Source organism: Streptomyces sp. NPDC052687 (assembly GCF_040678395.1).
Taxonomy (GTDB): Bacteria; Actinomycetota; Actinomycetes; order Streptomycetales; family Streptomycetaceae; genus Streptomyces.
Window position 1 is genome coordinate 114646 of sequence record NZ_JBFATR010000010.1, and the last position, 26409, is coordinate 141054.

General features: G+C 73.1%; 26 protein-coding genes and 1 pseudogene. 12 read left to right on the plus strand and 15 right to left on the minus strand.

All coding sequences use genetic code 11. From position 1 onward, the window contains the following. The first annotated feature begins 134 nt into the window (after positions 1–134). Both AB0K92_RS12480 and AB0K92_RS12485 read left to right on the plus strand, forming a co-directional pair. Positions 135–362, plus strand: coding sequence for a DUF3107 domain-containing protein (locus tag AB0K92_RS12480; RefSeq protein WP_073940165.1), 228 nt, complete (start codon positions 135–137; stop codon positions 360–362). Positions 363–583: 221 nt separating this feature from the next. Continuing rightward, a complete protein-coding gene (locus tag AB0K92_RS12485; RefSeq protein WP_365922006.1) occupies positions 584–853 on the plus strand; it encodes a hypothetical protein in 270 nt (89 codons plus the stop codon). A 160-nt stretch (positions 854–1013) separates the two neighbouring features. Here the strand turns inward: AB0K92_RS12485 and AB0K92_RS12490 are convergent, their stop codons facing one another. Beyond that, the gene (locus AB0K92_RS12490; protein WP_166002182.1) at positions 1014–1775 is read right to left on the minus strand and encodes a ferritin-like fold-containing protein; all 762 of its coding nucleotides are present in this window, start codon (positions 1773–1775) and stop codon (positions 1014–1016) included. A gap of 528 nt (positions 1776–2303) precedes the next feature. Here AB0K92_RS12490 and AB0K92_RS12495 point away from each other — a divergent pair. Continuing rightward, complete coding sequence (locus AB0K92_RS12495; RefSeq protein ID WP_365922009.1) at positions 2304–5027, plus strand: DEAD/DEAH box helicase; 2724 nt, start codon at positions 2304–2306, stop codon at positions 5025–5027. An 85-nt stretch (positions 5028–5112) separates the two neighbouring features. Next, complete coding sequence (locus AB0K92_RS12500; protein WP_365922011.1) at positions 5113–5991, plus strand: alpha/beta hydrolase; 879 nt, start codon at positions 5113–5115, stop codon at positions 5989–5991. A gap of 27 nt (positions 5992–6018) precedes the next feature. Here AB0K92_RS12500 and AB0K92_RS12505 read toward each other — a convergent pair whose 3' ends face one another. Continuing rightward, complete coding sequence (locus AB0K92_RS12505) at positions 6019–6924, minus strand: NYN domain-containing protein (protein ID WP_365922013.1); 906 nt, start codon at positions 6922–6924, stop codon at positions 6019–6021. Between the two features lie 227 nt (positions 6925–7151). On the opposite strand from AB0K92_RS12505, the gene AB0K92_RS12510 reads away from it, so the two are divergent. Next, positions 7152–7304 (plus strand): hypothetical protein, encoded by a 153-nt coding sequence (locus AB0K92_RS12510; protein WP_166002179.1) that lies wholly within the window; start codon positions 7152–7154, stop codon positions 7302–7304. 117 nt (positions 7305–7421) lie between these two features. Here AB0K92_RS12510 and AB0K92_RS12515 read toward each other — a convergent pair whose 3' ends face one another. The 4 genes from AB0K92_RS12515 to AB0K92_RS12530 all read right to left on the minus strand — a co-directional run bounded on the left by AB0K92_RS12515 (position 7422) and on the right by AB0K92_RS12530 (position 10615). Then, positions 7422–8027 carry a MarC family protein gene (locus tag AB0K92_RS12515; RefSeq protein ID WP_166002176.1) on the minus strand — a complete coding sequence of 202 codons (606 nt, stop codon included), beginning with the start codon at positions 8025–8027 and terminating at the stop codon, positions 7422–7424. 70 nt (positions 8028–8097) lie between these two features. Beyond that, on the minus strand, positions 8098–8958 hold the full coding sequence (locus tag AB0K92_RS12520) for a PHP domain-containing protein (RefSeq protein WP_365922016.1): 861 nt from the start codon (positions 8956–8958) through the stop codon (positions 8098–8100). A gap of 180 nt (positions 8959–9138) precedes the next feature. Further along, positions 9139–9792, minus strand: coding sequence for a DUF6758 family protein (locus tag AB0K92_RS12525; protein ID WP_365922018.1), 654 nt, complete (start codon positions 9790–9792; stop codon positions 9139–9141). A 238-nt stretch (positions 9793–10030) separates the two neighbouring features. After that, the gene (locus AB0K92_RS12530) at positions 10031–10615 is read right to left on the minus strand and encodes a suppressor of fused domain protein (RefSeq protein ID WP_365922020.1); all 585 of its coding nucleotides are present in this window, start codon (positions 10613–10615) and stop codon (positions 10031–10033) included. A 517-nt stretch (positions 10616–11132) separates the two neighbouring features. Here AB0K92_RS12530 and AB0K92_RS12535 point away from each other — a divergent pair. Together AB0K92_RS12535 and AB0K92_RS12540 are read left to right on the plus strand one after the other, a co-directional pair. Beyond that, complete coding sequence (locus AB0K92_RS12535) at positions 11133–12248, plus strand: magnesium and cobalt transport protein CorA (RefSeq protein WP_365922022.1); 1116 nt, start codon at positions 11133–11135, stop codon at positions 12246–12248. A gap of 37 nt (positions 12249–12285) precedes the next feature. After that, entirely contained in the window at positions 12286–12798 is a 513-nt protein-coding gene (locus AB0K92_RS12540; RefSeq protein ID WP_365922024.1) for a hypothetical protein, read from the plus strand. Positions 12799–12869: 71 nt separating this feature from the next. On the opposite strand, the gene AB0K92_RS12545 is transcribed toward AB0K92_RS12540, so the two are convergent. Continuing rightward, the gene (locus tag AB0K92_RS12545) at positions 12870–13619 is read right to left on the minus strand and encodes a hypothetical protein (RefSeq protein WP_365922026.1); all 750 of its coding nucleotides are present in this window, start codon (positions 13617–13619) and stop codon (positions 12870–12872) included. A gap of 266 nt (positions 13620–13885) precedes the next feature. On the opposite strand from AB0K92_RS12545, the gene AB0K92_RS12550 reads away from it, so the two are divergent. The 3 genes and pseudogenes from AB0K92_RS12550 (at position 13886) to AB0K92_RS12560 (ending at position 16943) form a co-directional block, all read left to right on the plus strand. Further along, the gene (locus AB0K92_RS12550) at positions 13886–15169 is read left to right on the plus strand and encodes a CBS domain-containing protein (protein ID WP_166002169.1); all 1284 of its coding nucleotides are present in this window, start codon (positions 13886–13888) and stop codon (positions 15167–15169) included. Next, positions 15159–15766 (plus strand): annotated as a pseudogene (locus AB0K92_RS12555) (DUF1003 domain-containing protein). The gene AB0K92_RS12550 and the pseudogene AB0K92_RS12555 overlap by 11 nt, the downstream one beginning before the upstream one ends. A gap of 43 nt (positions 15767–15809) precedes the next feature. Continuing rightward, positions 15810–16943 (plus strand): Mrp/NBP35 family ATP-binding protein, encoded by a 1134-nt coding sequence (locus AB0K92_RS12560; protein ID WP_365922028.1) that lies wholly within the window; start codon positions 15810–15812, stop codon positions 16941–16943. 94 nt (positions 16944–17037) lie between these two features. Here the strand turns inward: AB0K92_RS12560 and AB0K92_RS12565 are convergent, their stop codons facing one another. The 5 genes from AB0K92_RS12565 to sigE form a co-directional block, all read right to left on the minus strand. Continuing rightward, positions 17038–17700, minus strand: coding sequence for a hypothetical protein (locus AB0K92_RS12565; RefSeq protein WP_365922030.1), 663 nt, complete (start codon positions 17698–17700; stop codon positions 17038–17040). A 252-nt stretch (positions 17701–17952) separates the two neighbouring features. Beyond that, on the minus strand, positions 17953–18396 hold the full coding sequence (locus AB0K92_RS12570) for a sec-independent translocase (RefSeq protein ID WP_365922032.1): 444 nt from the start codon (positions 18394–18396) through the stop codon (positions 17953–17955). A gap of 157 nt (positions 18397–18553) precedes the next feature. Next, complete coding sequence (locus AB0K92_RS12575; protein ID WP_365922063.1) at positions 18554–20746, minus strand: trypsin-like peptidase domain-containing protein; 2193 nt, start codon at positions 20744–20746, stop codon at positions 18554–18556. A 493-nt stretch (positions 20747–21239) separates the two neighbouring features. Continuing rightward, a complete protein-coding gene (locus AB0K92_RS12580; RefSeq protein WP_365922065.1) occupies positions 21240–22118 on the minus strand; it encodes a zf-HC2 domain-containing protein in 879 nt (292 codons plus the stop codon). A gap of 68 nt (positions 22119–22186) precedes the next feature. Further along, positions 22187–22897, minus strand: a complete 711-nt coding sequence (gene sigE, locus AB0K92_RS12585; RefSeq protein ID WP_166005228.1) for an RNA polymerase sigma factor SigE — start codon at positions 22895–22897, stop codon at positions 22187–22189. 235 nt (positions 22898–23132) lie between these two features. On the opposite strand from sigE, the gene AB0K92_RS12590 reads away from it, so the two are divergent. Further along, on the plus strand, positions 23133–23849 hold the full coding sequence (locus AB0K92_RS12590) for an O-methyltransferase (protein ID WP_166005226.1): 717 nt from the start codon (positions 23133–23135) through the stop codon (positions 23847–23849). 160 nt (positions 23850–24009) lie between these two features. Here AB0K92_RS12590 and AB0K92_RS12595 read toward each other — a convergent pair whose 3' ends face one another. After that, positions 24010–24177 carry a DUF3117 domain-containing protein gene (locus AB0K92_RS12595; RefSeq protein WP_003966491.1) on the minus strand — a complete coding sequence of 56 codons (168 nt, stop codon included), beginning with the start codon at positions 24175–24177 and terminating at the stop codon, positions 24010–24012. A 370-nt stretch (positions 24178–24547) separates the two neighbouring features. On the opposite strand from AB0K92_RS12595, the gene AB0K92_RS12600 reads away from it, so the two are divergent. After that, positions 24548–25351: an enoyl-CoA hydratase-related protein gene (locus AB0K92_RS12600; protein WP_365922034.1), complete on the plus strand. Its 804-nt coding sequence runs from the start codon at positions 24548–24550 to the stop codon at positions 25349–25351. A gap of 40 nt (positions 25352–25391) precedes the next feature. Here AB0K92_RS12600 and AB0K92_RS12605 read toward each other — a convergent pair whose 3' ends face one another. Next, complete coding sequence (locus AB0K92_RS12605) at positions 25392–25982, minus strand: DNA-3-methyladenine glycosylase I (RefSeq protein ID WP_365922036.1); 591 nt, start codon at positions 25980–25982, stop codon at positions 25392–25394. Continuing rightward, positions 25979–26398, minus strand: a complete 420-nt coding sequence (locus AB0K92_RS12610; protein ID WP_365922068.1) for a DivIVA domain-containing protein — start codon at positions 26396–26398, stop codon at positions 25979–25981. Before AB0K92_RS12610 ends, AB0K92_RS12605 begins: the two co-directional genes overlap by 4 nt. Positions 26399–26409 lie beyond the last annotated feature (11 nt).

Sequence of the window (26409 nt, forward strand, 5' to 3'; positions counted from 1 at the left end):
GGGCGCGTTTGTTCCCGTCCGCTGTTCGCTCCTGGCGTTCTCGCGCGGAGCGTGCGCGTCCCCTCACCGGGCTAATGTGTGCTGGGTACGGCGCGGACGCCCGCGCAACACTGACCGTTCGGAGGGACATAGCCGTGGAGGTCAAGATCGGCGTGCAGCACGCGCCCCGCGAGATCGTTCTGGAGAGCGGTCAGAGTGCCGAGGAGGTCGAGCGCGTGGTGGCCGAGGCACTGGCCGGCAAGTCGCAGCTGCTGAGTCTCGTGGACGAGCACGGCCGCAAGGTCCTGGTCCCGGCCGACCGCCTCGCGTACGTGGAGCTGGGCGAGCCGGCGCCGCGCAAGGTCGGCTTCGGCGCGCTGTAGGGCGCAGTCGGCTTCGGCGCGCTGCAGGCAGCGCGGACGCGACAGACCGCGACAGACAACGGCAAGGGCCCGTCGGGTGTCACCCCGGCGGGCCCTCGTCGTGCGCCCGCTTCTTCGCGGGAGGCACACATACCCTCCACAGAGTGGATTGCATTCCGCAGGTCAGGGGTAAGACCGGCTGTGACCGTTAGGGCAGGACGGCCACGTGGGAGGACCCCTACATGCTCTTGGAAGCCTTCAGCTCCGCGATCCTCGGCCTGGTCCTGGCGTGGGCGTACGTCCACCGGCTGCCGCACCGACTGCCGGCCCGCCCCCTGGTGCTGTCGACCGGTGCGGCCGGGGGCCTCTTCGGCGCGTTCCTCGCGCGCGGCGCCCTCGACACCGGAGGTTTCCTGCTCACCCTGATCGGCGCGGCCGTGGTCGCCGTCGCCTCCCTGTCACTGCTGCTGCGCCCCGCGGGAAGACTCCGCCGTCACTCGGCGACGGCCTGAGCCGCCGCCGCGCGGCCCCGCGCCCGCACGCGGCCGCACGCCTGCGCGCGGGACGGCGACGGCGCGACGGACGACGACGGCCCGACGGAGATGCCGGCTAGCGGAACCGGCCGGCGGAAAGAAGGGGCGCGGGGAACCACGCCCGCGCCCGGGCGCCGGCTCAGGCCGCCAGCCCCAGCGCGGCCATCCGCTTGGTGTGCGCCTCGGTGATCCGCGAAAACATCCGCCCGACCTCGGCGAGGTCGAACCCGTCCGCGACACCCCCCACGAGCATCGTCGACAGCGCGTCGCGCTCCGCGACCACCCGCTGCGACTGCGACAGCGCCTCCCCCATCAGCCGCCGCGCCCACAGCGCGAGCCGCCCGCCCACGCGCGGGTCTGCGTCGATCGCCGCGCGCACCTTCTCCACGGCGAAGTCCGCGTGCCCGGTGTCGTCGAGCACGGCGAGCACCAGCTCGCGGGTGTCGGAGTCCAGCCGGGCCGCGACCTCGCGGTAGAAGTCGCTGGCGATGGAGTCGCCGACGTAGGCCTTGACGAGACCTTCCAGCCAGTCCGAGGGCGCCGTCTGCTTGTGGAAGCCGTCCAGCGCGGCGACGAACGGCTCCATGGCCGCGGTCGGCTCCGCGCCGATCTCCGTGAGCCGGGCGCGCAGCCGCTCGAAGTGGTGGAACTCGGCCGACGCCATCTTCGCCAGTTCCGCCTTGTCCTCCAGGGTCGGCGCCAGCTTGGCGTCCTCCGCGAGCCGTTCGAACGCGGCGAGCTCCCCGTACGCGAGCGCGCCCAGCAGGTCCACGACCGCGGCCCGGTACTGCGGGTCGGCGGCGGCCGTCGCCCAGTCCTGGGCGGCGACGCCGGTGTGAGCGGCGGCTTCGGGGGTGTCGGCGGCGTGCGCAGGCTTGTCAGAGCTCGTCATGAAGCGCACAATAGCCCGCCCACCGCTGCGGGGAAGTCCCTGGTCATTCAGTGTGACAACGACGACCCGCGGGACCACCTGACTGACCGCGTGATTCGGTGTGACGACGACTACGTGACCGAATCGGCCATCGCATGTGCGCGAATCCGGGGTATGGTGGTAATGCGCCTGCTGGCACGTCGGCTGATTTCGATGTGTCTCGACAGGCCGCACGTATGAGGATGCCCGGTCGGTGGCCCGATCGGCTCCGACCCGACAGCTCTCCCTGACCGTACGGCACCACGCGTACGACGATCGGAGGGAACCCTCAGCGGTACGAGCGCTAGAGCGTCGGCGCGGTCCCGTGCCCCACGGCCCGCCCGTAAAGGCAGCCGACGTCCCCGGCACGGTCTGACACGACCCCCCGCGCTCGCCTCGCACCGCCCACACAGAAGAGGCAGCACCCTGACTACGACGTTCCGAGAGCTCGGGATCCTTCCCGAGACCGCCGAGGCCCTGGAGGCCGTCGGCATCGTCACCCCGTTCCCCATCCAGGAGATGACCCTCCCCGTCGCCCTCGCCGGCACGGACGTCATCGGCCAGGCCAAGACCGGCACCGGCAAGACGCTGGGCTTCGGCCTTCCGCTCCTCGAGCGCGTCACCGTCCCCGCCGACGTGGAGGCCGGGCGCGCCCGGCCCGAGGACCTGACCGACGCCCCGCAGGCGCTCGTCGTGGTCCCCACCCGCGAGCTGTGCACCCAGGTCACCAACGACCTGCTGACCGCGGGCAAGGTCCGTAACGTACGCGTCCTCGCGATCTACGGCGGCCGGGCCTACGAGCCGCAGGTGGAAGCCCTGAAGAAGGGCGTCGACGTGGTCGTCGGCACCCCGGGGCGGCTGCTCGACCTCGCGGGCCAGAAGAAGCTCAACCTGAACCACATCAAGTCGCTCGTCCTCGACGAGGCCGACGAGATGCTCGACCTGGGCTTCCTGCCCGACGTCGAGAAGATCATCAACATGCTCCCGGCCAGGCGCCAGACCATGCTGTTCTCGGCGACCATGCCGGGCGCGGTCATCGGCCTGGCCCGCCGGTACATGAACCGGCCCACCCACATCCGCGCCACGGCGCCGGACGACGAGGGCGCGACGGTCGCGAACATCAAGCAGTTCGTCTACCGCGGGCACTCCATGGACAAGCCGGAGATGATCGCCCGCATCCTGCAGGCCGAGGGCCGCGGCCTGGCGATGATCTTCTGCCGGACCAAGCGCACCGCCGCCGACATCGCCGAGCAGCTCCAGCGCCGCGGCTTCGCGGCCGGCGCGGTCCACGGCGACCTCGGCCAGGGCGCCCGCGAGCAGGCGCTGCGCGCCTTCCGCAACGGCAAGGTCGACGTCCTCGTCTGCACCGACGTCGCCGCCCGCGGCATCGACGTCGAGGGCGTCACCCACGTCATCAACTACCAGTCCCCGGAGGACGAGAAGACGTACCTGCACCGCGTGGGCCGCACCGGCCGCGCGGGCGCCAAGGGTACGGCGATCACGTTCGTCGACTGGGACGACATCCCGCGCTGGCAGCTGATCAACAAGGCGCTGGACCTGGACTTCCACGACCCCGTGGAGACGTACTCCACGTCCCCGCACCTGTTCGAGGACCTCGGCATCCCGCCGGGCACCAAGGGCGTCCTGCCGCGCGCCGAGCGCACCCGCGCCGGACTCGACGCGGAGGAGCTGGAGGACCTGGGCGAGCCGGGCGGCCGCGGCCGCGGGCGCACCGCCCGAGGCGGTCGCCGTGACGGCCGCGATGGCCGCGATGGCCGCGATGGCCGCGACGAGTCCCGTCCGGCCGAGCGGGAGCGTGCGGAGCGCGGTGAGCGCACGCCGCGCCGCCGTCGTCGTACGCGCGGCGGAGCCCCCCTCGACGCGACGGCCCCGGCGCCGTCCGCCGGCACCACCTCGGAGGCCCCGGAGGCGGCCGGCTCCGCCGAGGCGGTCACCGCGCCGCGTACGCCGCGCCGCCGTCGCCGTACCCGCGGCGGTGCCCCGGCCGGACAGGCCGCCCCGGCCGCCACGGTCGAGGCGACGGCTTCCGCCGCCGAGGCCGCGGTGACCACCGCGGAGGGCCCGAGCACCGACGTGGACGCCTCCGAAGCGCCGGCCAAGCCGCGCCGCCGCCGCACCCGCCGGTCCGCCGAGTCGGCGACGCCGGTCGAGACCGCCGCCCCGGCCGTCGAGACCGCGGCGCCCGTCGAGCCGGTGGCCGCGGTGACCGAGCCGGAGCAGCGGGAGACCACCGCTCAGGCGACGGTCGACACCGCCGAGGCCACGGAGACCAAGCCGAGGACCCGCACCCGCACCCGCAAGACCGCCGCGGCGGCCGAGACGGCGACCGACACCACCGAGGCGACCGAGGGCACCGAGGCCAAGCCGAAGACCCGCCGTACGCGGAAGGCCGCCGAGCCCGCCGTCACGACGGAGGCCCCGGTCGCGGCGGAGGCTCCGGAGGCCGAGGCGAAGCCGAAGCGCACCCGCAAGACCGCCGCCACGGCCGAGACGGCAGTGGAGACCGCCGAGGGTGCCGAGGCCAAGCCGAAGACCCGCCGCACGCGGAAGGCCGCCGAGCCCGCCGCGACGACGGAGGCTGCGGAGGCCGAGGCCAAGCCGAAGCGCACCCGCAAGACCGCCGCCACGGCCGAAACGGCGACCGACACCGCCGAGGGCACCGAGGCCAAGCCGAAGACCCGCCGTACCCGCAAGGCCGCCGAGCCCGCCGCAGCGGCTGCGACCGCGTCCGCGGAGATCCCCGCGCAGGCCACCGCGGAGGCCGAGGCGAAGCCGAAGCGCACCCGCAAGACGGCCGCCACGGCCGAGACGGCGGTCGAGACCGCCGAGGGTGCCGAGGCCAAGCCGAAGACCCGCCGCACGCGGAAGGCCGCCGAGCCCGCCGCGACGACGGAGGCTGCGGAGGCCGAGGCGAAGCCGAAGCGCACCCGCAAGACCGCTGCCGCGGCCGAGACGGCGGCCGACGCCGCCGAGGCCAAGCCGAAGCGCACCCGCAAGACGGCCGCCACGGCCGAGACGGCGGCCGACACCGCCGAGGGTGCCGAGGCCAAGCCGAAGACCCGCCGCACGCGGAAGGCCGCCGAGCCCGCCGCACCGGCTGCGACCGCGTCCGCGGAGATCCCCGCGCAGGCCGCCGCCGAGCCGGAGGCCAAGCCGAAGGCCCGCCGCACCCGCAAGGCCACCGCGGCCACTGCGGCCGCCGCGGAGCCCGTGGAGAGCTGACCGGCGCCGACAGGCACCGCGTTCGACGGCCCGGCCCACCTCGCGTGGGACCGGGCCGTCGGCGTACCCGCGCTAGTCTCCCCCCGTGACCAGCCCCGCCCCCCTCGCCCCTCCCCCCGGCGCCCGCGCCTACCCGCTCCGTACCGCCCGCGGGGAGTTCGCCGTCGTGGACGCGCCCGTCGCGCCGGATGCCGAGCCGCGCGGTGTCGCCCTGCTGCTCCCCGGGTTCACCGGCAGCAAGGAGGACTTCCACCTCATGCACGAGCCGCTGGCCGCGCGCGGGTACCGGACGGTCGCCGTGGACGGGCGCGGACAGTTCGAGTCGAAGGGTCCGGCGGACGACGAGACGGCGTACGCCCAGGGCCAGTTGGCGCGCGATGTGCTGGCGCAGGCCGAGGCGCTGGGCGCGGACGCGCCGGTGCATCTGCTGGGGCACTCGCTGGGCGGGCAGATCGCCCGCGCGGCCGTTCTCCTCGACCACTCCCCCTTCGCCTCGCTCACCCTCGTCTCCTCGGGCCCGGCGGAGATCTCCACGGCGCAGCAGGCGCGGGTGAAGCTGCTGCGCGACGCGCTGGCCGTGCTGCCGATGGCGGAGGTGTGGGAGGCGATCCTCGCGATGGGCGCGCCGGAGGACGTCGGCGGTCCGGCGCGCGGGCTGGGCGGTCCGGAGCAGCTGCGCCGCCGCTGGCTGGGCCACTCGCCCGCGCAGCTCGTCGCGACGGGGCAGCAGTTGTGCGCGGAGCCGGACCGCGTCGGTGAGCTGGCCGCCGTACCGCTGCCGTGCCATGTGCTGTCCGGCACCCGGGACGAGACCTGGCCGGTGCCGCTGCTCGACGAGATGGCGCGCCGGCTGGGCGCGCGCCGCACGGTCGTACCGGGCGCGGAGCACTCGCCGAACCTGGACCAGCCGCTGCCGACGGCCCTCGCGGTGGCCGGTTTCTGGGACGAGCACCCGGCGCGCTGATCCCGCCGGCGCCGGCCGGGACGGGCGCTAGTACAGCGTCTGGAGGTGCTCCCAGAAGCCGTCCCGCAGCGCCCGCCGCAGATCGGCCTGGCCGCGCAGGGAGTACTGGAGCATGCCCTCCGCCTCGACCAGCAGGTCCTGGTCGACCGAGCCGGGGAGGTAGGGGTGGCCGGGCAGCAGTTCGACCAGTGCGTCGCGGCCGCGCGAGGACAGCCACTTCGCGGCGATCTGCGCGCCGACGAAGCGGACGTCCTCCCGTGCGGGCCGGGCGGCGGTACTGGCGTCGTAGGCCGCGGCGGTGCGGCGGGAGACGTACGGCTTGAAGAAGTCGAGGTCGAGGGTGCGCTGGCTGTCGACCTCCCAGAGCAGCGGCTCGGCCTGGTTGCGGCCCTCGGGTGCCTCGATGCCCCACAGGTGCACCCGGGCCCCGTAGCCCTGGGCCGCCTCGACGGCCGACACCAGGTCCTCGTCGCCGCCGAGCAGGGCGGCGTCGCTGATGGCGCGGTGCCGGGCCAGGGACTCCAGGTCGGTCCGGATGAGGGAGTCGACGCCCTTCTGCTGGTTGTTGGCGTTGAGGTTGCCGAGGCGGACCTTGACGTCGGGCAGCTCGGCGATGGTCTGCTGCTCGGCGGTGTGGATACGGCGGCGGGCGCCGTCGTACCAGTACACGCGCAGCAGGCGGCTGTCGGCGAAGACGGTGCGGGCCCGGTCGATCAGGGCGTCGATCAGACCTTCGGCGTCCAGGTCGAACGCGCGCCGGTCCTCGGTGCCGGCGACGAGGCGTCCCGCGGCCGCGTAGAGGTACCCGGCGTCCACGAAGATCGCATGCGTCGAGGGCGTCTTGGCCACCTCGGCGAGCATGCGCTCCAGCAGCTCGTTGGTCCGGTCGAGACGGGCGGCCATGGCCGAAAGGTCGTCGTTCATTGTCTCCATTGTCCGCGCCGTCACACTGTGAACACAACTGGTCCCGATCAGTCTCGATCCGTAAGCAACAGAAAGCTTACGAGCCAGTAATTAGTTCTTCGAAAAATTTCTTTAGCGTAGGGAATGTTTGTAGCACCCATCGCGTTGCACCCGTCAGGAACAGGGTGCACCGTCGCACCGTGGGCCACCCACCAGTAGTTCTCCTCCGGGAGGATGACCAGACGAAGGGAGAAGCCATGCGCTTCGAGATTCTGCGCCTCGACGACGTCGACGGTACGCCCGTGGACACCACCGTCGTGGACGCCGCCTCCGTCAACCGGATCGTTCAGCAGGCCGCCGCGATCGGTCAGCGCCTGTGGATCCGTCCGGCCGACACCCCGGCCTCGTAACCCACATGCTTGAGAGCCCCGTACGGCGTGACGGCCGTACGGGGCTCTGTTGCGTCCGGACCACGCACTGCCGCCGCGCCCGGACCAGCTGCCCTGAGCGGCGAGGGACAGCCCTGCTCAGCTGCCCTGGATCACCTGGGTGACGCCGTTGATGATCTGCTGCACGGCGATCGCGGACAGCATCATGCCCGCGAGCCGGGTCACGAGCACCACCCCGCCGTCCTTGATGACCCGGATGATCAGCAGCGAGTACCGCATGACCAGCCACAGCACGACGTGGATGGCGAGGATCGCCGACCACACCGACAGCTGGAGGCTCACGCTGTCGGCCTTCTGCACGGCGAGGATGACGGAGACGATCGCGCCGGGGCCGGCCAGCAGCGGCATGCCCAGCGGGACGAGGGCGACGTTGACGTCCTTGGTCTGCTTGGGCTCGTCGGTCTTGCCGGTGAGCAGGTCCAGGGCGATCAGCAGGAGCAGCAGCCCGCCGGCGATCATCAGCGCCGGCACGGACACATGCAGGTAGTCGAGGATCTGGTGCCCGAGCACACCGAAGACGGTGATCACACCGCCGGCGACGCAGACGGCCTGGAAGGCCATCCGCCGCTGCACCTTGACGGGCCGCCCCGCGGTCAGGGCGAGGAAGATCGGGGTGATCCCAGGGGGATCCATGATGACAAAAAGGGTGAGGAACAGAGAGCCGAAGACGGCGATGTCGAACATGGGTGAGCTACAGGCCTTGCACTGAAGGAAAGAGGGGGGACGTGAGGGATCAGGCGGCCGCTCGGACCGCTCAGACCGCTCCACCGGCGCCCGGCACCGGGAACGCACCGGTCGCCCGCCGGGTGATCTCCCCGTACACCTCGGGGTCGGTCGTGTACTCGCCGAGCACACAGGTCTTCCGGCTGCCGTGGTAGTCGCTGGAGCCGGTCACGAGCAGCCCCAGCTCCTTGGCCAGGCCACGCAGCCGCGCCCGGGTGTCCGGGTCGTGGTCCATGTGGTCGACCTCGATGCCGTCGAGGCCCGCGGCGGCCATCTCGGCGATCGCGGACTCCGGCACCGTACGGCCGCGCTTGGCGGCGCCGGGGTGAGCGAACACGGTGACCCCGCCCGCGCCCTTGACCAGCCGGATCGCCTCGAAGGGGTCGGTCTCGTGCTTCTCGACGAAGGCCCGGCCGCCGTCGGCGAGCCAGTCCTGGGTGAACGCGTCGCTCACAGAGCCGACGACACCCAGCTCGACCAGCGCGGACGCCACATGCGGCCGCCCCACGGACCCGTCCCCGGCAATGCGCGCCACCTGCTCCCAGGTGACCGGCACGCCCAGCTCGTTCAGCTTGGCGATCATGCCCTTGGCCCGCGGCACCCGGTCGTCGCGCACCAGCTCGCGCTCGGCGAGCAGGGCGGGCTCCTCGGGGTCGAACAGGTAGGCCAGCATGTGCATGCTGATCCCGTCGATCCGGCAGGACAGCTCGGCGCCGGTGACGAGGGTCAGCCCCGGCGGCAGCGCGGCGACGGCCTCGGCGTGTCCGCGGGTGGTGTCGTGGTCGGTCAGCGCGACCACGTCCAGACCGGCCGCGGCGGCGTTGCGCACCAGCTCGGCGGGGGTGTCCGTACCGTCGGACGCGGTGGAGTGGGTGTGCAGGTCTATGCGCACGACGCGTACTCCAAGCGGGTGACGACACGGAAGGGGACACCCAAGGATAGCCGCACTCGAACACCCGCCGTCACACCCGCTACCGGCGTGCGCCCTTTACACGCGCGTCACGCGGACGCCCTGCGTCGGCCGACCGCGCCCACCCGCGCACGCCGCCGGCACCCGTATCCTCCGCCCCGGTCACCCTTCCGGATCGGGCGACAGCAAGCGCGGGGACAGCGCCCCGCACGGCACCAGCTCCATCTCGGCCCCCGCGTCCCGCAGGTCCGTCAGCACCAGCTCGTCGTACATCAGCAGCCCCGACTGCTCGGGCCACACCACGGCCCACAGCCACAGCCCGCGCGCCTCGCCCGCGAAGACCGCCCGGTCGTCCGGGGTACCGGAGACATGCCACAGCGGGGTGGGCCGGCCGGCGGCGAGCACCTTGGCCTGCGGCGGCTTCTCGACGTCCACGTACGGCCCCGGGTCCGGGCCTTCGATGCCCGCGTACCGCGCGCCGAGCCCGACGCCCAGCTCCTCGGCGATCAGGACCAGCTCGCCGACGCCGCCGAGCGGGCTGGGTCCCGAGCAGGCCAGCGCCGTGGCCCGGCCGCCACTGCGGTCGTCGCCGGCGCAGAGCACACCCGTGTAGAGCCAGCCGATCGGCAGCGGCCACGGCATCCACACCGGCACCTGGGCGCGACGTACCACGACGGCGAGGGCCTCGACGCTGGGCGGCACCACGGGTTGCAGCGGATGGACCGCGCCATGCACATCGCACTGCCACGAGTCGGCGAAGAGTCCGGGCGCCCTGACCCGGCCACCGCACTTCGGGCAACTGGGTTCGCCCCTCATAGGGCTCCACGGTCCTACCCGCGCCGCGTCACGTCAAGGACGATCACCCGTCCGGACGGAAAAGGGGACAAGGGCGGGGTGACGCGCCGCCAGGAGGGCAGACGGGCCGGCCGGCAGCACAGCGTTCACATGTTCGACGGCTCGGCAACTGACGGGCACCGGGCGGGCGTTGGTGAGACGCGACGCCGGTGTTCGTGCGACGCGGGCGTTGGTGAGACGCGCGTGTTCGTGCAACCGGTCACCCGAGCGGGACGGACGCGCGCAGCGGATCGCGCAGGTCCGTGCCCTGGCTCAGCCAGCGCTCCCGCAGCGCCTGGGCGCCGTGCACCCGCTTCCAGGCGGCCTCGTTCGCCGTCATCGGCAGCAGCGGCAGGAACCGTACGGCGTCCATCGGCGGGTCAAGCTCCAGGTCCTCGACCAGGCCGCCCGGCTCGGCGACCAGCACCGAGGAGAACGGGGCGCCCGGCCACAGCGGCTCCCCCACGTCCAGGGACGCGCCCGGGGCCACGACCACGCCCTCCACCTGGGGTGACGCGGCGAGCACGGCCAGCGGGCGGAGCACCTTGTCGGTGTCGGCGAGCCCGGCGCGCACCGACAGGACCAGCTCGGCGCGCGGGCCCTTGACCGGGTCGGCGAGCACCGCGGTCGGGTCGGCCATGGGCTGGGCGGACATGCCGAGCGTGGCGTAGCGGACGATGTCCCCCTCGTGGAAGCGCAGCACCTCGATGCGGTCCGTGCCGAGGAAGGTGACCGCGGCGCGGGCGTCGGGCTCGCCGAGCGCGGTACACAACCGGGCTTCGACCAAAGGGAGAACATCAGCCATGCGGCGAGCATAGAACTCGTCAGGACCGGGCAAAGCAACGCCTTGACACTTCAGTCGGCTGATACTCTTGGCCGGTGGTCGGGCAGCACGCGGCAAGCGTGCGGGTGAAGTCCCGACGCCACGGGAACCCTCTAGGGGGTTGGGATCGTCCCTCAGCAGGGACCGGCCGGAGGAGGTGGGGCTGTCATGGATCGAAGTCGACCGTGCAGTAGCACCCGCTCTTCCGGTCTCTGATGTAGCTGCTCTCGCTCTGGCTGGTTGCCGCCTTTCGCATGCGCGCCTTCATCCGGGTCACCCGGAAGAGCACGTCGTTTCGCTCTACCTGATCTGTCTGTTCTGTCTGGTCTGTCTGGTCTGCATCAGCAGCTGACTCAGTAGCGAACTCGCCACCGCGACGGTGCGGTGCTCCCCGCTTTGTGGACGTGCCAAACATCCGCAGTCGAGAAGACGTCCTCATTCCGGGTAGTTCCACCCGTCGTCGGCGGTCTTTCGTTGCCCGTTGCGAAGGAGCCTGCCCATGTCGATGATCCGCGACCTGCGCGCCGCCGTCCGCCCGTCCCGCCCCGCGCTGCGCAAGGACACCGGGAGTTACGACACCACCCGTGACCCCGCGACCGCCTCGGCCGTCGTCGACTGCGCCGTCTACCGCGACGGTGCGCGCGTGGCCAGCTCCCGGCCGCTGACGCCGCAGGAGGCGATGCGCCAGGTGCGCCGCGACGGAGGGTTCGCCTGGATCGGGCTGCACGAGCCGACCGAGGCCGAATTCGCCGGTATCGCCGGGGAGTTCGGGCTGCACCCGCTGGCCGTGGAGGACGCCGTCCAGGCCCACCAGCGGCCCAAGCTGGAGCGTTACGACGACTCGCTCTTCACCGTCTTCAAGACCATCCACTACGTCGAGCACGACGAGCTGACCGCCAACAGCCAGGTCGTCGAGACCGGCGAGGTGATGTGCTTCACCGGCGAGAACTTCTTCATCACCGTCCGGCACGGCGGGCAGGGCTCGCTGCGCGGGCTGCGGCACCGGCTGGAGGACGACCCGGAGCTGCTGGCGAAGGGCCCCTCGGCGGTGCTGCACGCGATCGCCGACCACGTCGTCGACGGGTACATCGCGGTCGCCGACGCGGTGCAGGACGACATCGACGAGGTGGAGACCGAGGTGTTCTCGCCGGGGCGCAAGGGCACCCCGCGCGGCACGGACGCCGGGCAGATCTACCAACTCAAGCGTGAGGTCCTGGAGTTCAAGCGCGCGGTGTCGCCGCTGGTGCGGCCGATGCAGCTGCTGAGCGAGCGGCCGATGCGGCTGATCGACCCGGACATCCAGAAGTACTTCCGGGACGTCGCCGACCACCTGGCCCGGGTGCAGGAGCAGGTCATGGGCTTCGACGAGCTGCTGAACTCCATCCTCCAGGCCAATCTCGCGCAGGCGTCCGTGGCGCAGAACGAGGACATGCGGAAGATCACCTCGTGGGCGGCGATCATCGCCGTGCCGACGATGGTGTGCGGTGTGTACGGGATGAACTTCGACTACATGCCGGAGCTGCGGTGGAGGTTCGGCTACCCGATGGTGCTCGGGATCACCGCGATGATCTGTTTCGGGATCCACCGCACGCTGAAGCGCAACGGCTGGCTCTGACCCGGGCCGGGCGCGAGGGCCTGGATAGGCTGGGCCCATGACAAGCGAGCTGCTCGACCGGGCCCTCGTCGAGGAGGCCACGAAGAAGTCCGGGCTCATCTGGGTGAAGGGTCCCGAGGTGCCCGCCCGCGCGCTGTGGCACGCCTGGCACGAGGGCGCGGCCTGCGTGGTCGGTGACGGACCGGGCGAGCAGCCGCTGCCGGGGCTCACCGACGGGGCCACCGCCGAGGTGACGGTGCGCAGCAAGGACAAGGGCGGCCGGGTGGTGTCGTGGACGGCGACGGTCGTGGAGCTGGCCCCGCGGTCCGAGGCGTGGGAGGCCGCCGTCGCCGAGCTGAAGGGCAAGCGGCTGAACGCGCCCGACGGGGAGGCGATGCCCGAGCGCTGGCGCCGCGAGTGCCGGGTGCTGCGCCTGGAGCCGACGGGTGTCACGCTGCCGCTGCCCGAGGACTCCCAGGCACAGGCGCCGCTGCCCAGCCCGGCGACGACCCGGCGCCCGATCCCGGCGGCCCTGCCGCGGCTGCTGCTGAAGCGCCGCAAGCGGACGTAGCCCCCGGAGGTCTGCTGCGCGGACGTAGCCCCCGGAGGTCTGCTGCGCGGACGTAGCGCCCCGGAGGCCCGCTACGACGTCGGCAGCTGCGGGCCGTAGTCGACCGTCTCGCTCTTGTCCGGCTCGGTGAGGGGGAAGTCCTTGCCCCAGGCGGAGAAGGTCAGGGTGCCCGCGTCGCCGCCGCGGACCAGGCGCAGCGGGTAGGGCTTGCCCTCCAGGGAGACGTCGAGGGTGCCGCCGGAGCCCTGGTCGCCGGTGATGCGGATGGTGCGGACGCCGGCCCGCTTGTGGCGGCCGTCGGTCTCCAGGGTGCCGTGCAGGGTGAGCAGGCTCTCCAGGAGGACGTCCTTGTCGGTGAAGCCGCTGAACCGCTTGTAGGAGGGGTCGCCCTCGGGGACCTTGACGTACTTGCCGTCGAGCTTGTCCGCGGCGGCCGCGTCGCCGCCGCCCTTGCCGCCCTCCGGGTTCCAGAACGCGCTGTCCGCCTTCAGGTACAGCTGGTCCCCGACCCGCAGCAGCTCGAAGGCGGCGCCCTCCGCGGTGACCGACCCGGTGCCGCCGTCGCCCTTGAGCCGCATGTCCAGCTTGTAGGTGCGGCCGCTGGTCACCACGGTCCCGGAGAGCCGCACCGCGGCCGCGGACTCCGCGGCGGCCAGGGTCTTCGCCTGGATCTTCTCCGGGGACAGCTTGCCCACCCCGTTGGTGCCCGCGTCCGGGTCCTCGCTGCTGCACCCCGTCAGCCCCGCGCCGCTCACCACCAGCGCGCACAGCGCGCTCGTCAGCGTGGCCCGACGGATACGGCCCTGGGGAATCGCGGTCACAGGTGGGGCTGCCTTTCTACGGGGGTCCGGTCGGCGTACCGCAGAGTACCGGGGTGCGCGGGGTCCGGCGGAGCCAGTCCGACCGGACCGCTCACCAGGGCGTATCCGATCCGGACGGGCTAGCCTGAAGCCCACCCGAACGGGCAATCCGGATAACACGCGCGGTACACCGAAACAGCACGGAAGCGGCACGGCGGCCGTACGGAGCGCACCGGCCGTACGACGGCGGAGCGCGGCAGCGGCACGGAAGCGGAGGTGTGGAGAGCATGGCAGCGGGCGCCCCCCGGATCTTCGTCTCGCACCTCGCCGGCATCGCCGTCTTCGACCCCAACGGCGACCAGGTGGGGCGGGTGCGCGACCTCGTCGTGATGCTGCGCGTCGCCCGCCGGCCGCCGCGGCTGCTCGGCCTGGTGGTCGAACTGGCCACCCGGCGCCGGATCTTCCTGCCCATGACCCGGGTCACCGGCATCGAGTCCGGCCAGGTCATCACCACCGGCGTGCTCAACGTCCGGCGCTTCGAGCAGCGCCCCACCGAGCGGCTGGTCTTCGGCGAGCTGCTGGACCGCCGGGTCACCCTCGTCGAGACCGGCGAGGAGGTCACCGTCCTCGACCTGTCGGTGCAGCAGCTCCCGGCCCGCCGCGACTGGGAGATCGACCGGGTGTTCGTGCGCAAGGGGAGGAAGGGCGGCGCCTTCCGCCGCGCCAAGGGCGAGACCCTGACCGTCGAGTGGTCGCAGGTCACCGGCTTCTCGCTGGAGGAGCACGGGCAGGGCGCCGAGAACCTGCTCGCCACCTTCGAGCAGCTGCGCGCCGCCGACCTGGCGAACGTGCTGCACCACCTCTCCCCCAAGCGCCGCGCCGAGGTCGCCGCCGCCCTCGACGACGACCGGCTCGCCGACGTCCTGGAGGAGCTGCCGGAGGACGACCAGATCGAGATCCTCGGCAAGCTGCAGGGCGAGCGCGCCGCCGACGTCCTGGAGGCCATGGACCCGGACGACGCGGCCGACCTGCTCGCCGAGCTGCCGAAGGAGGAGCAGGAGCGGCTGCTGGGCCTGATGCAGCCCGACGACGCGGCCGAGATGCGCCGCCTGATGTCGTACGAGGAGCACACCGCCGGCGGTCTGATGACCACCGAGCCGATCGTGCTGCGTCCGGACGCCACCGTCGCCGACGCGCTCGCCCGGGTCCGCAACCCCGACCTGTCCCCCGCGCTCGCCGCGCAGGTCTACGTCTGCCGCCCGCCCGACGAGACCCCCACCGGCAAGTACCTGGGCACGGTCCACTTCCAGCGCCTGCTGCGCGACCCGCCGTACACCCTGGTCAGCTCGCTCGTCGACGACGACCTCCAGCCGCTCGCGCCGGACGCCGCGCTGCCGCTGGTCGCCGGGTTCTTCGCGACGTACGACATGGTCGCGGCGCCCGTGGTCGACGAGTCCGGGTCGCTGCTGGGCGCGGTCACCGTGGACGACGTACTGGACCACATGCTGCCGGAGGACTGGCGGGAGACCGAGTTCCACCTCGACGAGGGGACGGCCGCCCATGGCGCCTGAGCGGGACAGCGCGCGCGAGCGGACACCGGCCGGGGCGACGGCGACCGGCCGCCCCCGCGCCCGCCTCGACCAGCCGGCCCCGCCGCGGCGCCGCTATCTGCCCGAGTACGACCCGGAGGCCTTCGGGCGGCTGTCGGAGCGGGTCGCCCGGTTCATCGGCACCGGGCGGTTCCTGGTCTGGATGACGGTGACGATCATCTGCTGGGTCGCCTGGAACACCCTGATGCCGCAGTCCGTGCGGTTCGACGAGTATCCGTTCATCTTCCTGACCCTGGCGCTGTCGCTCCAGGCCTCCTACGCCGCCCCGCTGATCCTGCTCGCGCAGAACCGGCAGGACGACCGCGACCGGGTCAATCTCGAACAGGACCGCAAGCAGAACGAGCGGTCCATCGCGGACACCGAGTACCTGACCCGCGAGGTCGCCGCGCTGCGCATGGGCCTCGGCGAGGTCGCCACCCGCGACTGGATCCGCTCCGAGCTGCACGACCTCGTCAGAGAGCTGGAGCAGCGGCGGGACGGCCACCGCTCCGAGGCGGTCGTGTTCCCGGCGGATTCCCGGCGGAACGGTCGCACGGACGTGACGTAGACGACCGCTGACAGCCTTTCCGAGGGGCGGCTACCGGGCCGTACCATCGTCCTTATGGCTACGGAAGACGCGGTGCGCGAAGCACTGGCGACGGTGAACGACCCCGAGATCAACCGCCCCATCACCGAACTCGGGATGGTCAAGTCGGTGGACATCGGGGCGGACGGAGCGGTCGCCGTCACCGTGTACCTGACGGTCTCGGGCTGCCCCATGCGGGACACGATCACCCAGCGGGTGACCGAGGCGGTCTCCCGCGTCGAGGGCGTCACCCGCGTCGCCGTCACGCTGGACGTGATGAGCGACGAGCAGCGCAAGGAGCTGGCGGCGGCGCTGCGCGGCGGCCAGACCGAGCGCGAGGTCCCGTTCGCCAAGCCCGGCAACCTGACCCGCGTCTACGCGGTCGCCTCCGGCAAGGGCGGCGTCGGCAAGTCGTCCGTGACGGTCAACCTGGCCGCCGCGATGGCCGCCGACGGCCTGAAGGTGGGCGTCGTCGACGCCGACATCTACGGCCACTCGGTGCCCCGGATGCTGGGCGCCGACGGCCGTCCCACCCAGGTCGAGAACATGATCATGCCGCCGTCGGCGAACGGCGTGAAGGTCATCTCCATCGGCATGTTCACGCCGGGCAACGCGCCGGTCGTCTGGCGCGGCCCGATGCTGCACCGCGCGCTCCAGCAGTTCCTGGCGGACGTCTACTGGGGCGACCTCGACGTCCTCCTGCTCGACCTGCCGCCCGGCACCGGCGACATCGCGATCTCCATCGCCCAGCTGATCCCGAACGCCGAGATCCTGGTCGTGACGACCCCGCAGCAGGCCGCCGCCGAGGTGGCCGAGCGGGCCGGCTCGATCGCCGTGCAGACCCACCAGAAGATCGTCGGCGTGGTCGAGAACATGTCCGGCCTGCCCTGCCCGCACTGCGGCGAGATGGTCGACGTCTTCGGCACGGGCGGCGGCCAGACGGTCGCCGACGGCCTCACCCGTACGACGGGCACGAGCGTCCCCGTCCTCGGCTCCATCCCGATCGACGTCCGCCTGCGCGAGGGCGGCGACGAGGGCAAGCCGGTCGTCCTGACCGACCCGGAGTCCCCGGCGGGCGCGGCGCTGCGGGCCATCGCGGGCAAGCTGGGCGGACGGCAGCGGGGCCTGTCGGGACTGTCCCTGGGGATCACCCCGAAGAACAAGTTCTGAGGACCGCGCTTTTCCCGCTCCCGCGTGTCACGAAAGGGGCGCCGCACAGCAGCGGCGCCCCTTCTTGCGTGGTCTCGCGTCTCCGTGCGTGGCTCTACTCGTACGCGGCGATGTCCTTGATCGCGGCGAAGCCGAGGCCGTACGCACTCATGCCGCGGCCGTACGCCCCGACGTGGACGCCCTGCTGCGTCGACCCGGCGAGGACCCAGCCGTACTCGGACTCCCGGTAGTGGAACGGCGTCGGCACCCCGTCCACCGGGAGGCTCAGCGTCGACCACTCGGGCCCGTCCAGGTCGTCGGCGAGCTCCCACGCGGTCTCGGTCTGCTGCTCCAGCCAGTCGTCGCGCAGGCTGTGGTCCATCTGCCCCGGCCAGGTGAAGGACAGCAGTCCCACCCCGGCCAGCCAGGCCGCCGAGGACACCGTCGTGGCCTCCAACAGGCCCGTGCCGTCGGCGCTCCGGCGGGAGGGGTTCGCCGCGACGGTCACGACGACCGCGAACCGCTCCCGGCTGTCCTCCGGCCCCACGTCCCCGCGTACCGAGGGCTCGTCACCGTGTCCGATCGAACCGTGCTCCACGGCTCCGTCGGCCGCCGTACCGACCTGCATCAGCCAACGCGGCCCCGTGAACGCCTCGTCGAGGCCGTACCACGGGAAGGACGCTCGCAGGTAGCCGTCGACCGCCCGCCGGGCGGCGGGGACCTGTTGTCCACCCTCCGCGGCCGGCGTCTGCGCGACTGACCGACTCGTCGTCTCCATGTACCCGGACGCCTCCTCGCTCTCGTCGGACCGGTCGCCCGCCCCCCTTCGGGCGGCGTTGCTTATTTGCGTACGGTCCGCACAACAACTCGGCAGCATATCCACACCGCTCGGGGCAGCAGGGAATGCGCCCGGCGCGTGGGTCGCCCGAGGGCGGGGTTCACGCCGTGCGCGGGGGCGTGCGAAGCGGCGCGCGTGGGGTCACAGCGAGCGCGCCGTGCAGGAGCAGGGGCCCGTGCCGTGCGGCGGGCCTCAGGTGGCGTCGGCGTCGAACGGCGGGCGGGTGTCCGCGGGCTCGGGCTTCTTGCTCATGTCGACGCGCGCACCGGAGGACGAGGACGTAGAGGACGCAGAGGACGCCGAGGAGTCGGTGTCGCGGCCGTGGACCGCGTCCGTGACCTCGGCCATCTCCTTCTTCAGGTCGAAGGTGTTGCGGATCTCCTTGAGCCCCAGGTCGTCGTTGTCCAGCTGCTTGCGGATGAACGTCTTGGGGTTGAGGTCCTCGAACTCGAAGTCCTTGAACTCCGGTCCGAGTTCCTGCCGGATGTCCTGCTTGGCGCTCTCCGAGAACTCACGGATCTTCCGGATCGTCCGCGTCACGTCCTGGATGACCTTCGGGAGCTTGTCCGGACCGAACACGAGCACGGCGAGGACGATGAGCGTCACCAGCTCGAGCGGTCCTATGTCATTGAACACCTGAAGCTCCTTGCGATGTCCTCCCGCGGTCCCGGGCCGCATCCACGGTACCCGTCGATCCTGTCCGACCGGTACCGTCCCGTGACCCCCGAGTGTGTGTATGTGAGCGGTTTCTCGGTTCCGTCCTCGATCGCCTCCCCGGTCGGCCGTGCGCCGGTCAGTCCTCCGAGGAGCCGAGGACCAGGGAGACCGTCCGCTCCTCGCCGTCGCGTACGACGGTCAGTTCCAGGCGGTCTCCGGGGCGGTGGGCGCGGGTCTTGACGATCAGTTCCTCGCCGGAGTGCACGCGCTGACCGTCGACTTCCGTGACGACGTCACCGGGTTCGATGCCGGCCCGGTCGCCGGGGCCGCCCGGAGTGACGGCGGAGCCGCCGTCGCTGCCCTTGGTGCCGACGCGGGCGCCGTCCCCGGTGTAGCTCATGTCCAGGGTGACGCCGATGACCGGGTGGGTGGCCTTGCCGGTGTTGATCAGCTCCTCGGCGACCCGCTTGCCCTGGTTGATGGGGATGGCGAAGCCGAGGCCGATGGAGCCGGACTGGCCGCCGTCCAGGTCCGCGCCGCTGTCGGCGGAGCGGATCGCGGAGTTGATGCCGATGACGCGGGCCCGCGCGTCGAGGAGGGGGCCGCCGGAGTTGCCCGGGTTGATGGGCGCGTCGGTCTGCAGGGCGTCGACGTAACTCACGTCACTGCCATCCCCCTTCTCGCCGCCGGCCGTGATGGGCCGCTCCTTGGCGGAGATGATCCCGGAGGTGACGGTGCCGGCCAGGTCGAAGGGCGCGCCGATGGCCACGACCGGGTCGCCGACCTGGACGTTGTCGGAGTTGCCGAGCGGCAGCGGCTTCAGCCCGCTGACGCCGCGGACCCGGACGACGGCGAGGTCGTAGCCGCTGTCCCGGCCGACCACCTCGGCCTTCGCGGTGTCGCCGCTGTTGAAGGTGACCGTTATCTCGCCGTCGGCGCCGGCGGGCTCGACGACGTGGTTGTTGGTGAGGATGTGGCCGCGGGTGTCGAGCACGAAGCCGGTGCCGGTGCCGGACTCGTCCCCGCCGGAGACATGCAGGGTGACCACGCTGGGCAGGGCGCGGGCCGCGATCCCGGCGACGGTGCCCGCGGCCCGCTCCGTGCTCTCCTTCCCGGCCTGCGGCAGCTCCACCCGCCCGACGCCGCCGTTGCGCTCCAGGTACGCCCCCACGAGGCCGCCGACCCCGCCGGACACCAGGGCCAGCAGTACCGCCGCGCCGATCAGTGCCTTCCTGGTCCGCGTCCGGCGCTGCCGCTGGGTCGGCACCGCGGCGCCGGTCTGCTGCAGCGGCCCGGCGGAGGCGGCTGCCGCCGCCCAGGGGTCGTAGCGCCGCCACGGGTCGGCGGGGGGTGTGGAGGCGGAACCGCCGGGCGCGGGCGCGGAGGCACCGGGGGCGCCCGCCACGCCCCCACCGCCCTCACCGTGCGCCGCGACGGCCCCGTGCGCGGGGGCGATCGGAGACGTGGCGGGGTGCGCCACGGAGGGCGCGGACGGCATGGACGGCGTAGACGGGGTGGACGGGGTGGACGGCGTGGAGGGAGCGACCGGGGGCGGTGTGGGGTGCGCGGAGGGGCCGGGCACGGGGGTCGCGGGGTGGGGCGCGGCAGCCGCTGGGTGCGAGGCGGGCTGGGGCGCGGCGGGCGTCGCCGGGTGTGCGGTCGGCACCGCCGGGTGAGGGGCGGCGAGGGGGCCCGCGGCGTGCGGCGGTGTCATGGGTATCGCCGTGCCCTGAGCGGGCGTCACCGCCGGGTGCTGTACGGGCGGGGCGGGTGCCCAGGGGCCCGGTTCGCCGTAGGGAGGGGTGCTGTAGGGGTCGGGGTCGTGGAGGGGCTTCACGGCGTCGGCGGAGGGGGCGGCGGGCAGGGCACGGGGCTGCGCGGCTGTGCCGGACGCCTCGGCGGCCTCGGAGGTCTCGGAAGTCTCGGAGGTCTCGGAGGTCTCGGAGGTCTCGGAAGTCTCGAACGTCTCGGCGGTCTCGGAGGTCTCTGGGGGCGCCGCTTCGACGCCCGCGCCCGCAGCCGCTCCCCCGGCGGAGCCCGAGGCATCGACGGCCCGTGACTCGGCGCCGGGAGACCCGACGAGGTGCCGGCTCGCGGCGGTAGCCGGCTCCGCAGGGACCGCGTCCACGTCCGGGAGCGCCACAGCTTCCCCGGCGGAGCCCGCTGCGGCGGCGGCCGGGAAGTCCCCGTCGGCGGGCCCGGCCGGGCCCCGGCGCACGGCGGCACCAGGCTCGGCGGCGCTGCCGGCCACGTCGAGCGCAGCCCCCGTACCGGCGGCGGCCGTGCCGGCCGCGCTCGCCGGGTCCACCGGCTGCTCCGGGCGCCGCAGCTCGAAGTCACCGTCACCGTCGGCGGAGGCCGTACCGGCGCCCGCAGCGGCCTCACCGCCACCCGCGTCACCGTCTGCCCCGGCAGGAGAGCCCTCACCGAGCGCCCCCGCAGATGCGCTCAACCCCGAGTCGCCGTTCGCCTCGGACGCCTCCCCGGCAGGGGAACCAGCACCGTGCACCCGCGCAGACGCACCCGGATAGGACTCGTCGCCGCGCGCCCCCGCGGGAGCGTCCAGTTCGAAGTCGCCGTCGGGCTCGGGGCGCCGGGTGGGGGCGCTGACGGGCTTTGGCGTGGTCGCCTGCGGTGTCGCCTCGTCCGGGCGGCCCGAAGGGCTCTGCGTGGGCTTCCCCTCGTTCATGCTCTCCCCCACAGCTGGCCGCGGCCCGGCTCGTCGGTGGTGGCCGCGATGTGTCGACTCCGCGCCCCGGTGTGGCGGGGCGCGGTCCATCCCGGGATTCAACCAGGTTCGCGGGCCGGTCCGCAGAGGCCGGTCAGCGAGTGGGGCGGGTGCCGCTCGGGTCGGGTGTGGGGGAAGCCGCGAGCAGGCCGGGCGTGGTCAGCTCGTGCGCCATGGACCAGCCCGTCAGGCTGACCGGCGGTGTGGCGGTGAGCGGGCGTATCAGCGGGGACAGGGTCGCCGCGCCGACCGCCGGCGGGGTGGTGAGCGCGTGTGCGGACTGGGAGGTGACGCCGGGCAGCAGTGGTGCCGACACTCCCGTCGACGCCGCCGGTGTCTCGCCCAGTGCGCGGCCGCCCTGGACCTGTGCCAGCAGGGGGGCCACCGCGCGCCGCCGCTGGTTGTCCGGCGCCGTGGCGGTGCCCGTGCCCGGTGTGCGCATCGGCGTCACATTGCTGCCGGAGCCGCCCCGCGTCTCGGGGTCACCGGGCGCCCCGGTGGTGACGCCGCCCAGTGCGATCGCGGCCAGGGACACCGCCCCGGCGGCGACGAACGCGAACCGCCGCCCGCGTGAGGCGCGCTCGCCGTCGGAGCGGCCGACGTCGTGGATGCGGAAGCCGCGCTGCGCGGCGGCCGGGAGGACGGAGGTGTGCGTGCGGGCCGGAAGGTAGTCCAGGTCGAAGCGCTCACCGCCCCGCCTCAGCCCGAACACACCCCCGGCGCCGGGACGCCCCGCCAGGCCGCCGGGCAGTGCGCTCCCGCCGAACGGCGCGTCACCGCCGTCCAGGCCGCTTCCCCCCGGCAGTCCCTGGAGCCGGGCCAGGAAGCTCTCGGAGGGCGGCGGCGGGGCCGCTTCCGCGAAGACGTTCTTCAGGCGGCGCTGCGCGTCCACCTCCGCCTTGCACTTCGGGCAGGTCGCCACGTGCGCCAGCACGCGCTCTCGCGCGTCATGACCGAGCTCACCGTCGACCAGCGCGGCGAGTCGGTCTCCCAGGTGCTGCTCTGCGAGGTGTCCCTCGGCAGGTTTCGGCCGTGATCCACTCACGCGGACGCGCCCCCTCCCCCCAGCGCTGGGACACGGGCCAGGAAGGAGCGGCGCTCGGCGCGCGCCTCCGGAGACCGGTGCGCGAGAGCCTTGCGCAGCTGGGAGCGGCCGCGGTGGATCCGGGAGCGGACGGTGCCGAGCTTCACGCCGAGGGTCGCGGCGATCTCCTCGTACGACAGCCCTTCGATGTCGCACAGGACGACCGCGGCGCGGAACTCGGGCGCGAGGGTGTCGAGGGCCTGCTGGACGTCGGCGTCGAAGTGCGCGTCGTTGAGGACCTGCTGCGGGGAGGGGTCACGGCTGGGCAGGCGCTCCGCCGCGTCCTCGCCGAGGGCGTCGAAGCGGATGCGCTGCTTGCGCCGCACCATGTCCAGGAACAGGTTGGTGGTGATGCGGTGCAGCCAGCCCTCGAAGGTGCCCGGGGTGTACGTCGACAGGGAGCGGAAGACGCGGACGAAGACCTCCTGGGTGAGGTCCTCGGCGTCGTGCTGGTTGCCGGTCAGGCGGTACGCCAGGCGGTAGACGCGTCCGCTGTGCATGCTGACGATCTCCTCCCAGGTGGGCGGAGTCCACGCCTGCCCGTCCGCGTCGGTGGAGAAGGTCGCGGTCTGGGCAGGGCCGACGGCGTGGCCGGCGGCGTGGCTGTGGTCAGCGGTGTCGTTCACGGATTTCGGCCTGCCTGCCGACCCGAGGAAGCGCCGGAGCACTCCTCCCCGGTCCACAGGCGCAGCCGCACCTCCCCTGTCGGCTCTGGTGGTGTCCAGTGGAGCCCCTACCATAGCCACCTCGTCCGTTAGCTCCGGATAAGCGGTTTTACGAGAATTTGATCTGGGCTGCCACGGCTCATACGGCTGCGTCAGCACTTGCTCCGCGCACCGCTCCTCTTCGTGATCCAACTGTGTCCCCCGCTCTCGTCTCCCACCCCTCTAAACGCCCGGTCCCATCTGCGGGTTCCCGGCGCCAACGGATACAGTCACGCCGAGGCAACCGTGGGGACAGGAGAGGGTCATTACCGGCAACCGGCAGACGAGCTGGGCGTTCGCCGACGCCTATGTCGCCGAGGACGAAACGCTGCGCTGGGCCCGTGACCGGGCCCGTGAGGCGGGGCTGCGCTCGGTGTCGCCCGGCGCGGGCGCCGCGCTGCGGTTGCTGGCCGCCTCCGTGGACGCCAAGGCGGTCGCGGAGATCGGCACCGGAACCGGGGTGTCCGGCATCCACCTGCTGCACGGGATGCGCCCCGACGGCGTGCTGACCACCGTGGACCCCGAGCCGGAGCACCAGCAGTTCGCCCGGCAGGCGTTCCGCGCGTCCGGGTTCGCGAGCAACCGGGCCCGGTTCATCCCGGGCCGGGCGCTGGACGTGCTGCCCCGGCTCGCGGACGCCGGTTATGACCTGGTCTTCTGCGACGGTGACCGGCTGGAGGTGCTGGAGTACCTCGCTGAATCGTTGCGCCTGCTGCGGCCGGGCGGGCTGGTGGTCTTCGAGGGCGTCTTCGCGCACGGGCGCACGGTGGACTCCGGGCCCCAGCCCACGGAGGTCGTACGCCTGCGCGAGCTGCTGCGCACGGTGCGCGAGAGCCAGGAGCTGGTGCCGTCCCTGCTGCCGGTGGGCGACGGCCTGCTGTGCGCGGTCAAGCGCCCGGACACCGCGCGCCCGTAAGCCGTGCGGCGCGCGGGAGAGCCGTCGTGGCCCCGTGGACCGGCCGGCCGGCCGGGGACCCGTGGACCGGCCGTGGAACCCGTGGATCGGGGGAACGCAGCCGCCCCGGCACCATGTGCGGTGCCGGGGCGGCCGAAAGGGTATGGTCGCTTGCGCGCGTTCAGCCCACGACCTTCTTGAGGGCGTCGCCGAGCGCGTCGGCCTCGTCCGGGGTCAGCTCGACGACGAGCCGACCGCCGCCTTCGAGCGGAACGCGCATGACGATGCCCCGCCCCTCCTTGGTCACCTCGAGCGGGCCGTCACCCGTTCGCGGCTTCATGGCCGCCATGCTCGTTCCCCTTCCTGAAACCAGCTCATCGTCAAAGCCGACGGCCCACTGGGGGGCACGCGCGCTCCGTGAGCGGGACACGCGACACCGGCATCGAACACATTGCTTCCAGGCCATTATCCCGCATCGCACGACCCGATGACCAACATCGGTCGGCATCGCTTGGGCAACGCGCGCGAGCAAAACCACTCAATTCGGCGATGTGACTGCGATACTGCGCCGCCGCCGGTCGTTCCGGCGAGCGGAAACCGGTCCGCATTCTTTGACGCAGGTCACACGACGTCGTCCGTGATCTCCGCCATGCTGTCCTTCGTACCCGGGGCCGCACACAGGGCCCCGTACACAGAACCCGTACCGGAGGGGAAACGCCATGGCCGACACCGTGCTCTACGAGGTGACCGACGGACTCGCGACGATCACGCTGAACCGCCCGGAGGCGATGAACGCGCTGAACATCGAGACCAAGGTCGCCCTCCGGGAGGCGGTGCGGTCCGCGGCGGACGACGACGCCGTCCGGGCGGTGCTGCTCACCGCCGCCGGGGACCGGGCGTTCTGCGTGGGCCAGGACCTCAAGGAGCACATCGGGCTGCTGGCCGCCGACCGGGAGGCCGGCGAGGGGCAGACCATGAGCACCGTGCGGGAGCACTACAACCCGATCGCGCGGGCGCTGGTCGGGATGCGCAAGCCCGTGGTCGCGGGCGTGAACGGCGTGGCCGCCGGGGCCGGGTTCGGGTTCGCGCTGGCCGCGGACTACCGGGTGGTGGCGGACACCGCCGCCTTCAACACCTCCTTCGCCGGGGTCGCGCTCACCGCCGACTCGGGCATCTCCTGGACCCTGCCGCGGATCATCGGCCCGGGCCGCGCCGCCGACCTGCTGCTCTTCCCGCGCAGCGTCAAGGCGCAGGAGGCCTACGAGCTGGGCATCGCCAACCGGGTGGTGCCGGCGGCGGAGCTGCGCGCCGAGGCGGAGAAGGTGGCCCGTGAGCTGGCCGAGGGTCCGACGGTGGCGTACGCGGCGCTGAAGGAGTCCCTGGCGTACGCGCTCACCCACACCTTCGAGGAGGCCCTGGAGAAGGAGGACGAGCTCCAGACGCGGGCGGGGGCCTCCGAGGACCACGCCATCGCGGTGCGGGCCTTCGTGAACAAGGAGAAGCCCAAGTACCTGGGCCGGTAGCCGGCAACCGGCGGCGCGGACCCGGCGACCGGCGGCCGGGTCAGGCGGGGGCGCGGCGCGCGGTGCAGCCGGCGAGGTGGTCGTCGACCAGGCCGCACGCCTGCATCAGCGCGTACGCCGTCGTGGGCCCGACGAAGCGCAGGCCCCGCTTCTTCAGCGCCTTGGACAGGGCCGTCGACTCGGGGGTGATCGCGGGGACGTCCGCGAGGGTCTTGGGGACCGGGCGGCCGGCCGGGTCGGGGGCGTGGGACCAGATCAGCTCGTCCAGCTCGCCCGGGGCCCACTCGGCCAGCAACCGCGCGTTGGCGAGGGTGGCGTCGATCTTGGCGCGGTTGCGGATGATGCCGGGGTCGGCGAGGAGGCGGGTGCGGTCCTCGTCGGTGAAGGCGGCGACCGAGGCGATCTCGAAGCCGGCGAAGGCGGCGCGGAAGCCGGGGCGGCGGCGCAGGATGGTGATCCAGGACAGGCCGGACTGGAAGGCCTCCAGGCAGAGGCGTTCGAAGAGCGCGTCGTCGCCGTGGACCGGACGGCCCCACTCCTCGTCGTGGTACGCGACGTACTCCGGCGCGGACAGCGCCCAGGGGCAGCGCAGCGCGCCGTCCGGGCCCTTCAGGGGCGCGCCGTCGGTCATTTCCCGCCGTCCTCTCCGAAGCGGCCGGGCCCGTCGGGCTTCTCCATGGAGACCCGGTCGTCCCGGCCGCCGGCGGTGCCGGAGGTCGTGGCGGCCCCGGCGGCCCCCGAGGTCCCGCCGGTCCGGGCGCCGGTCAGGGCGGTCTCCAGGTCGGCGATCCGGGCGTCGCGCTCGGCGAGTTCGGCGGCGAGGCGGTTCAGGGCGTCGTCGACGTCGCTCATCCGGTAGCCGCGGGCGGCGAGGGGGAAGCGCAGGGCGTCGACGTCCGCGCGGCTGACCGGGCGGTCCGGCGGCAGCGGGTCGTACAGTCGTTCGGGCGCGGCCTCCGGCAGCGGCGCCTGGTCGCCGCCGCCCACGACGGCGAGCGTCACCGCGGCGACCACGACGGCGAGCGCGACGACCAGGAACAAGAACATCACCATCGCTG

Excerpts from the sequence above, each read along its gene's own strand:
- AB0K92_RS12610 (WP_365922068.1), bottom strand. The coding sequence starts at position 26,398 with ATGTTCTTGTTCCTGGTCGTCGCGCTCGCCGTCGTGGTCGCCGCGGTG.
- AB0K92_RS12600 (WP_365922034.1), top strand. The coding sequence starts at position 24,548 with ATGGCCGACACCGTGCTCTACGAGGTGACCGACGGACTCGCGACGATC.
- AB0K92_RS12595 (WP_003966491.1), bottom strand. The coding sequence starts at position 24,177 with ATGGCGGCCATGAAGCCGCGAACGGGTGACGGCCCGCTCGAGGTGACC.
- AB0K92_RS12515 (WP_166002176.1), bottom strand. The coding sequence starts at position 8,027 with ATGTTCGACATCGCCGTCTTCGGCTCTCTGTTCCTCACCCTTTTTGTC.
- AB0K92_RS12565 (WP_365922030.1), bottom strand. The coding sequence starts at position 17,700 with ATGGAGACGACGAGTCGGTCAGTCGCGCAGACGCCGGCCGCGGAGGGT.
- AB0K92_RS12605 (WP_365922036.1), bottom strand. The coding sequence starts at position 25,982 with ATGACCGACGGCGCGCCCCTGAAGGGCCCGGACGGCGCGCTGCGCTGC.
- AB0K92_RS12495 (WP_365922009.1), top strand. The coding sequence starts at position 2,304 with ATGACCCTCCCCGTCGCCCTCGCCGGCACGGACGTCATCGGCCAGGCC.
- AB0K92_RS12525 (WP_365922018.1), bottom strand. The coding sequence starts at position 9,792 with ATGAGGGGCGAACCCAGTTGCCCGAAGTGCGGTGGCCGGGTCAGGGCG.
- AB0K92_RS12550 (WP_166002169.1), top strand. The coding sequence starts at position 13,886 with ATGGCAGCGGGCGCCCCCCGGATCTTCGTCTCGCACCTCGCCGGCATC.
- AB0K92_RS12485 (WP_365922006.1), top strand. The coding sequence starts at position 584 with ATGCTCTTGGAAGCCTTCAGCTCCGCGATCCTCGGCCTGGTCCTGGCG.
- AB0K92_RS12505 (WP_365922013.1), bottom strand. The coding sequence starts at position 6,924 with ATGGAGACAATGAACGACGACCTTTCGGCCATGGCCGCCCGTCTCGAC.
- AB0K92_RS12535 (WP_365922022.1), top strand. The coding sequence starts at position 11,133 with ATGTCGATGATCCGCGACCTGCGCGCCGCCGTCCGCCCGTCCCGCCCC.
- AB0K92_RS12540 (WP_365922024.1), top strand. The coding sequence starts at position 12,286 with ATGACAAGCGAGCTGCTCGACCGGGCCCTCGTCGAGGAGGCCACGAAG.
- AB0K92_RS12510 (WP_166002179.1), top strand. The coding sequence starts at position 7,152 with ATGCGCTTCGAGATTCTGCGCCTCGACGACGTCGACGGTACGCCCGTG.
- AB0K92_RS12530 (WP_365922020.1), bottom strand. The coding sequence starts at position 10,615 with ATGGCTGATGTTCTCCCTTTGGTCGAAGCCCGGTTGTGTACCGCGCTC.
- AB0K92_RS12560 (WP_365922028.1), top strand. The coding sequence starts at position 15,810 with ATGGCTACGGAAGACGCGGTGCGCGAAGCACTGGCGACGGTGAACGAC.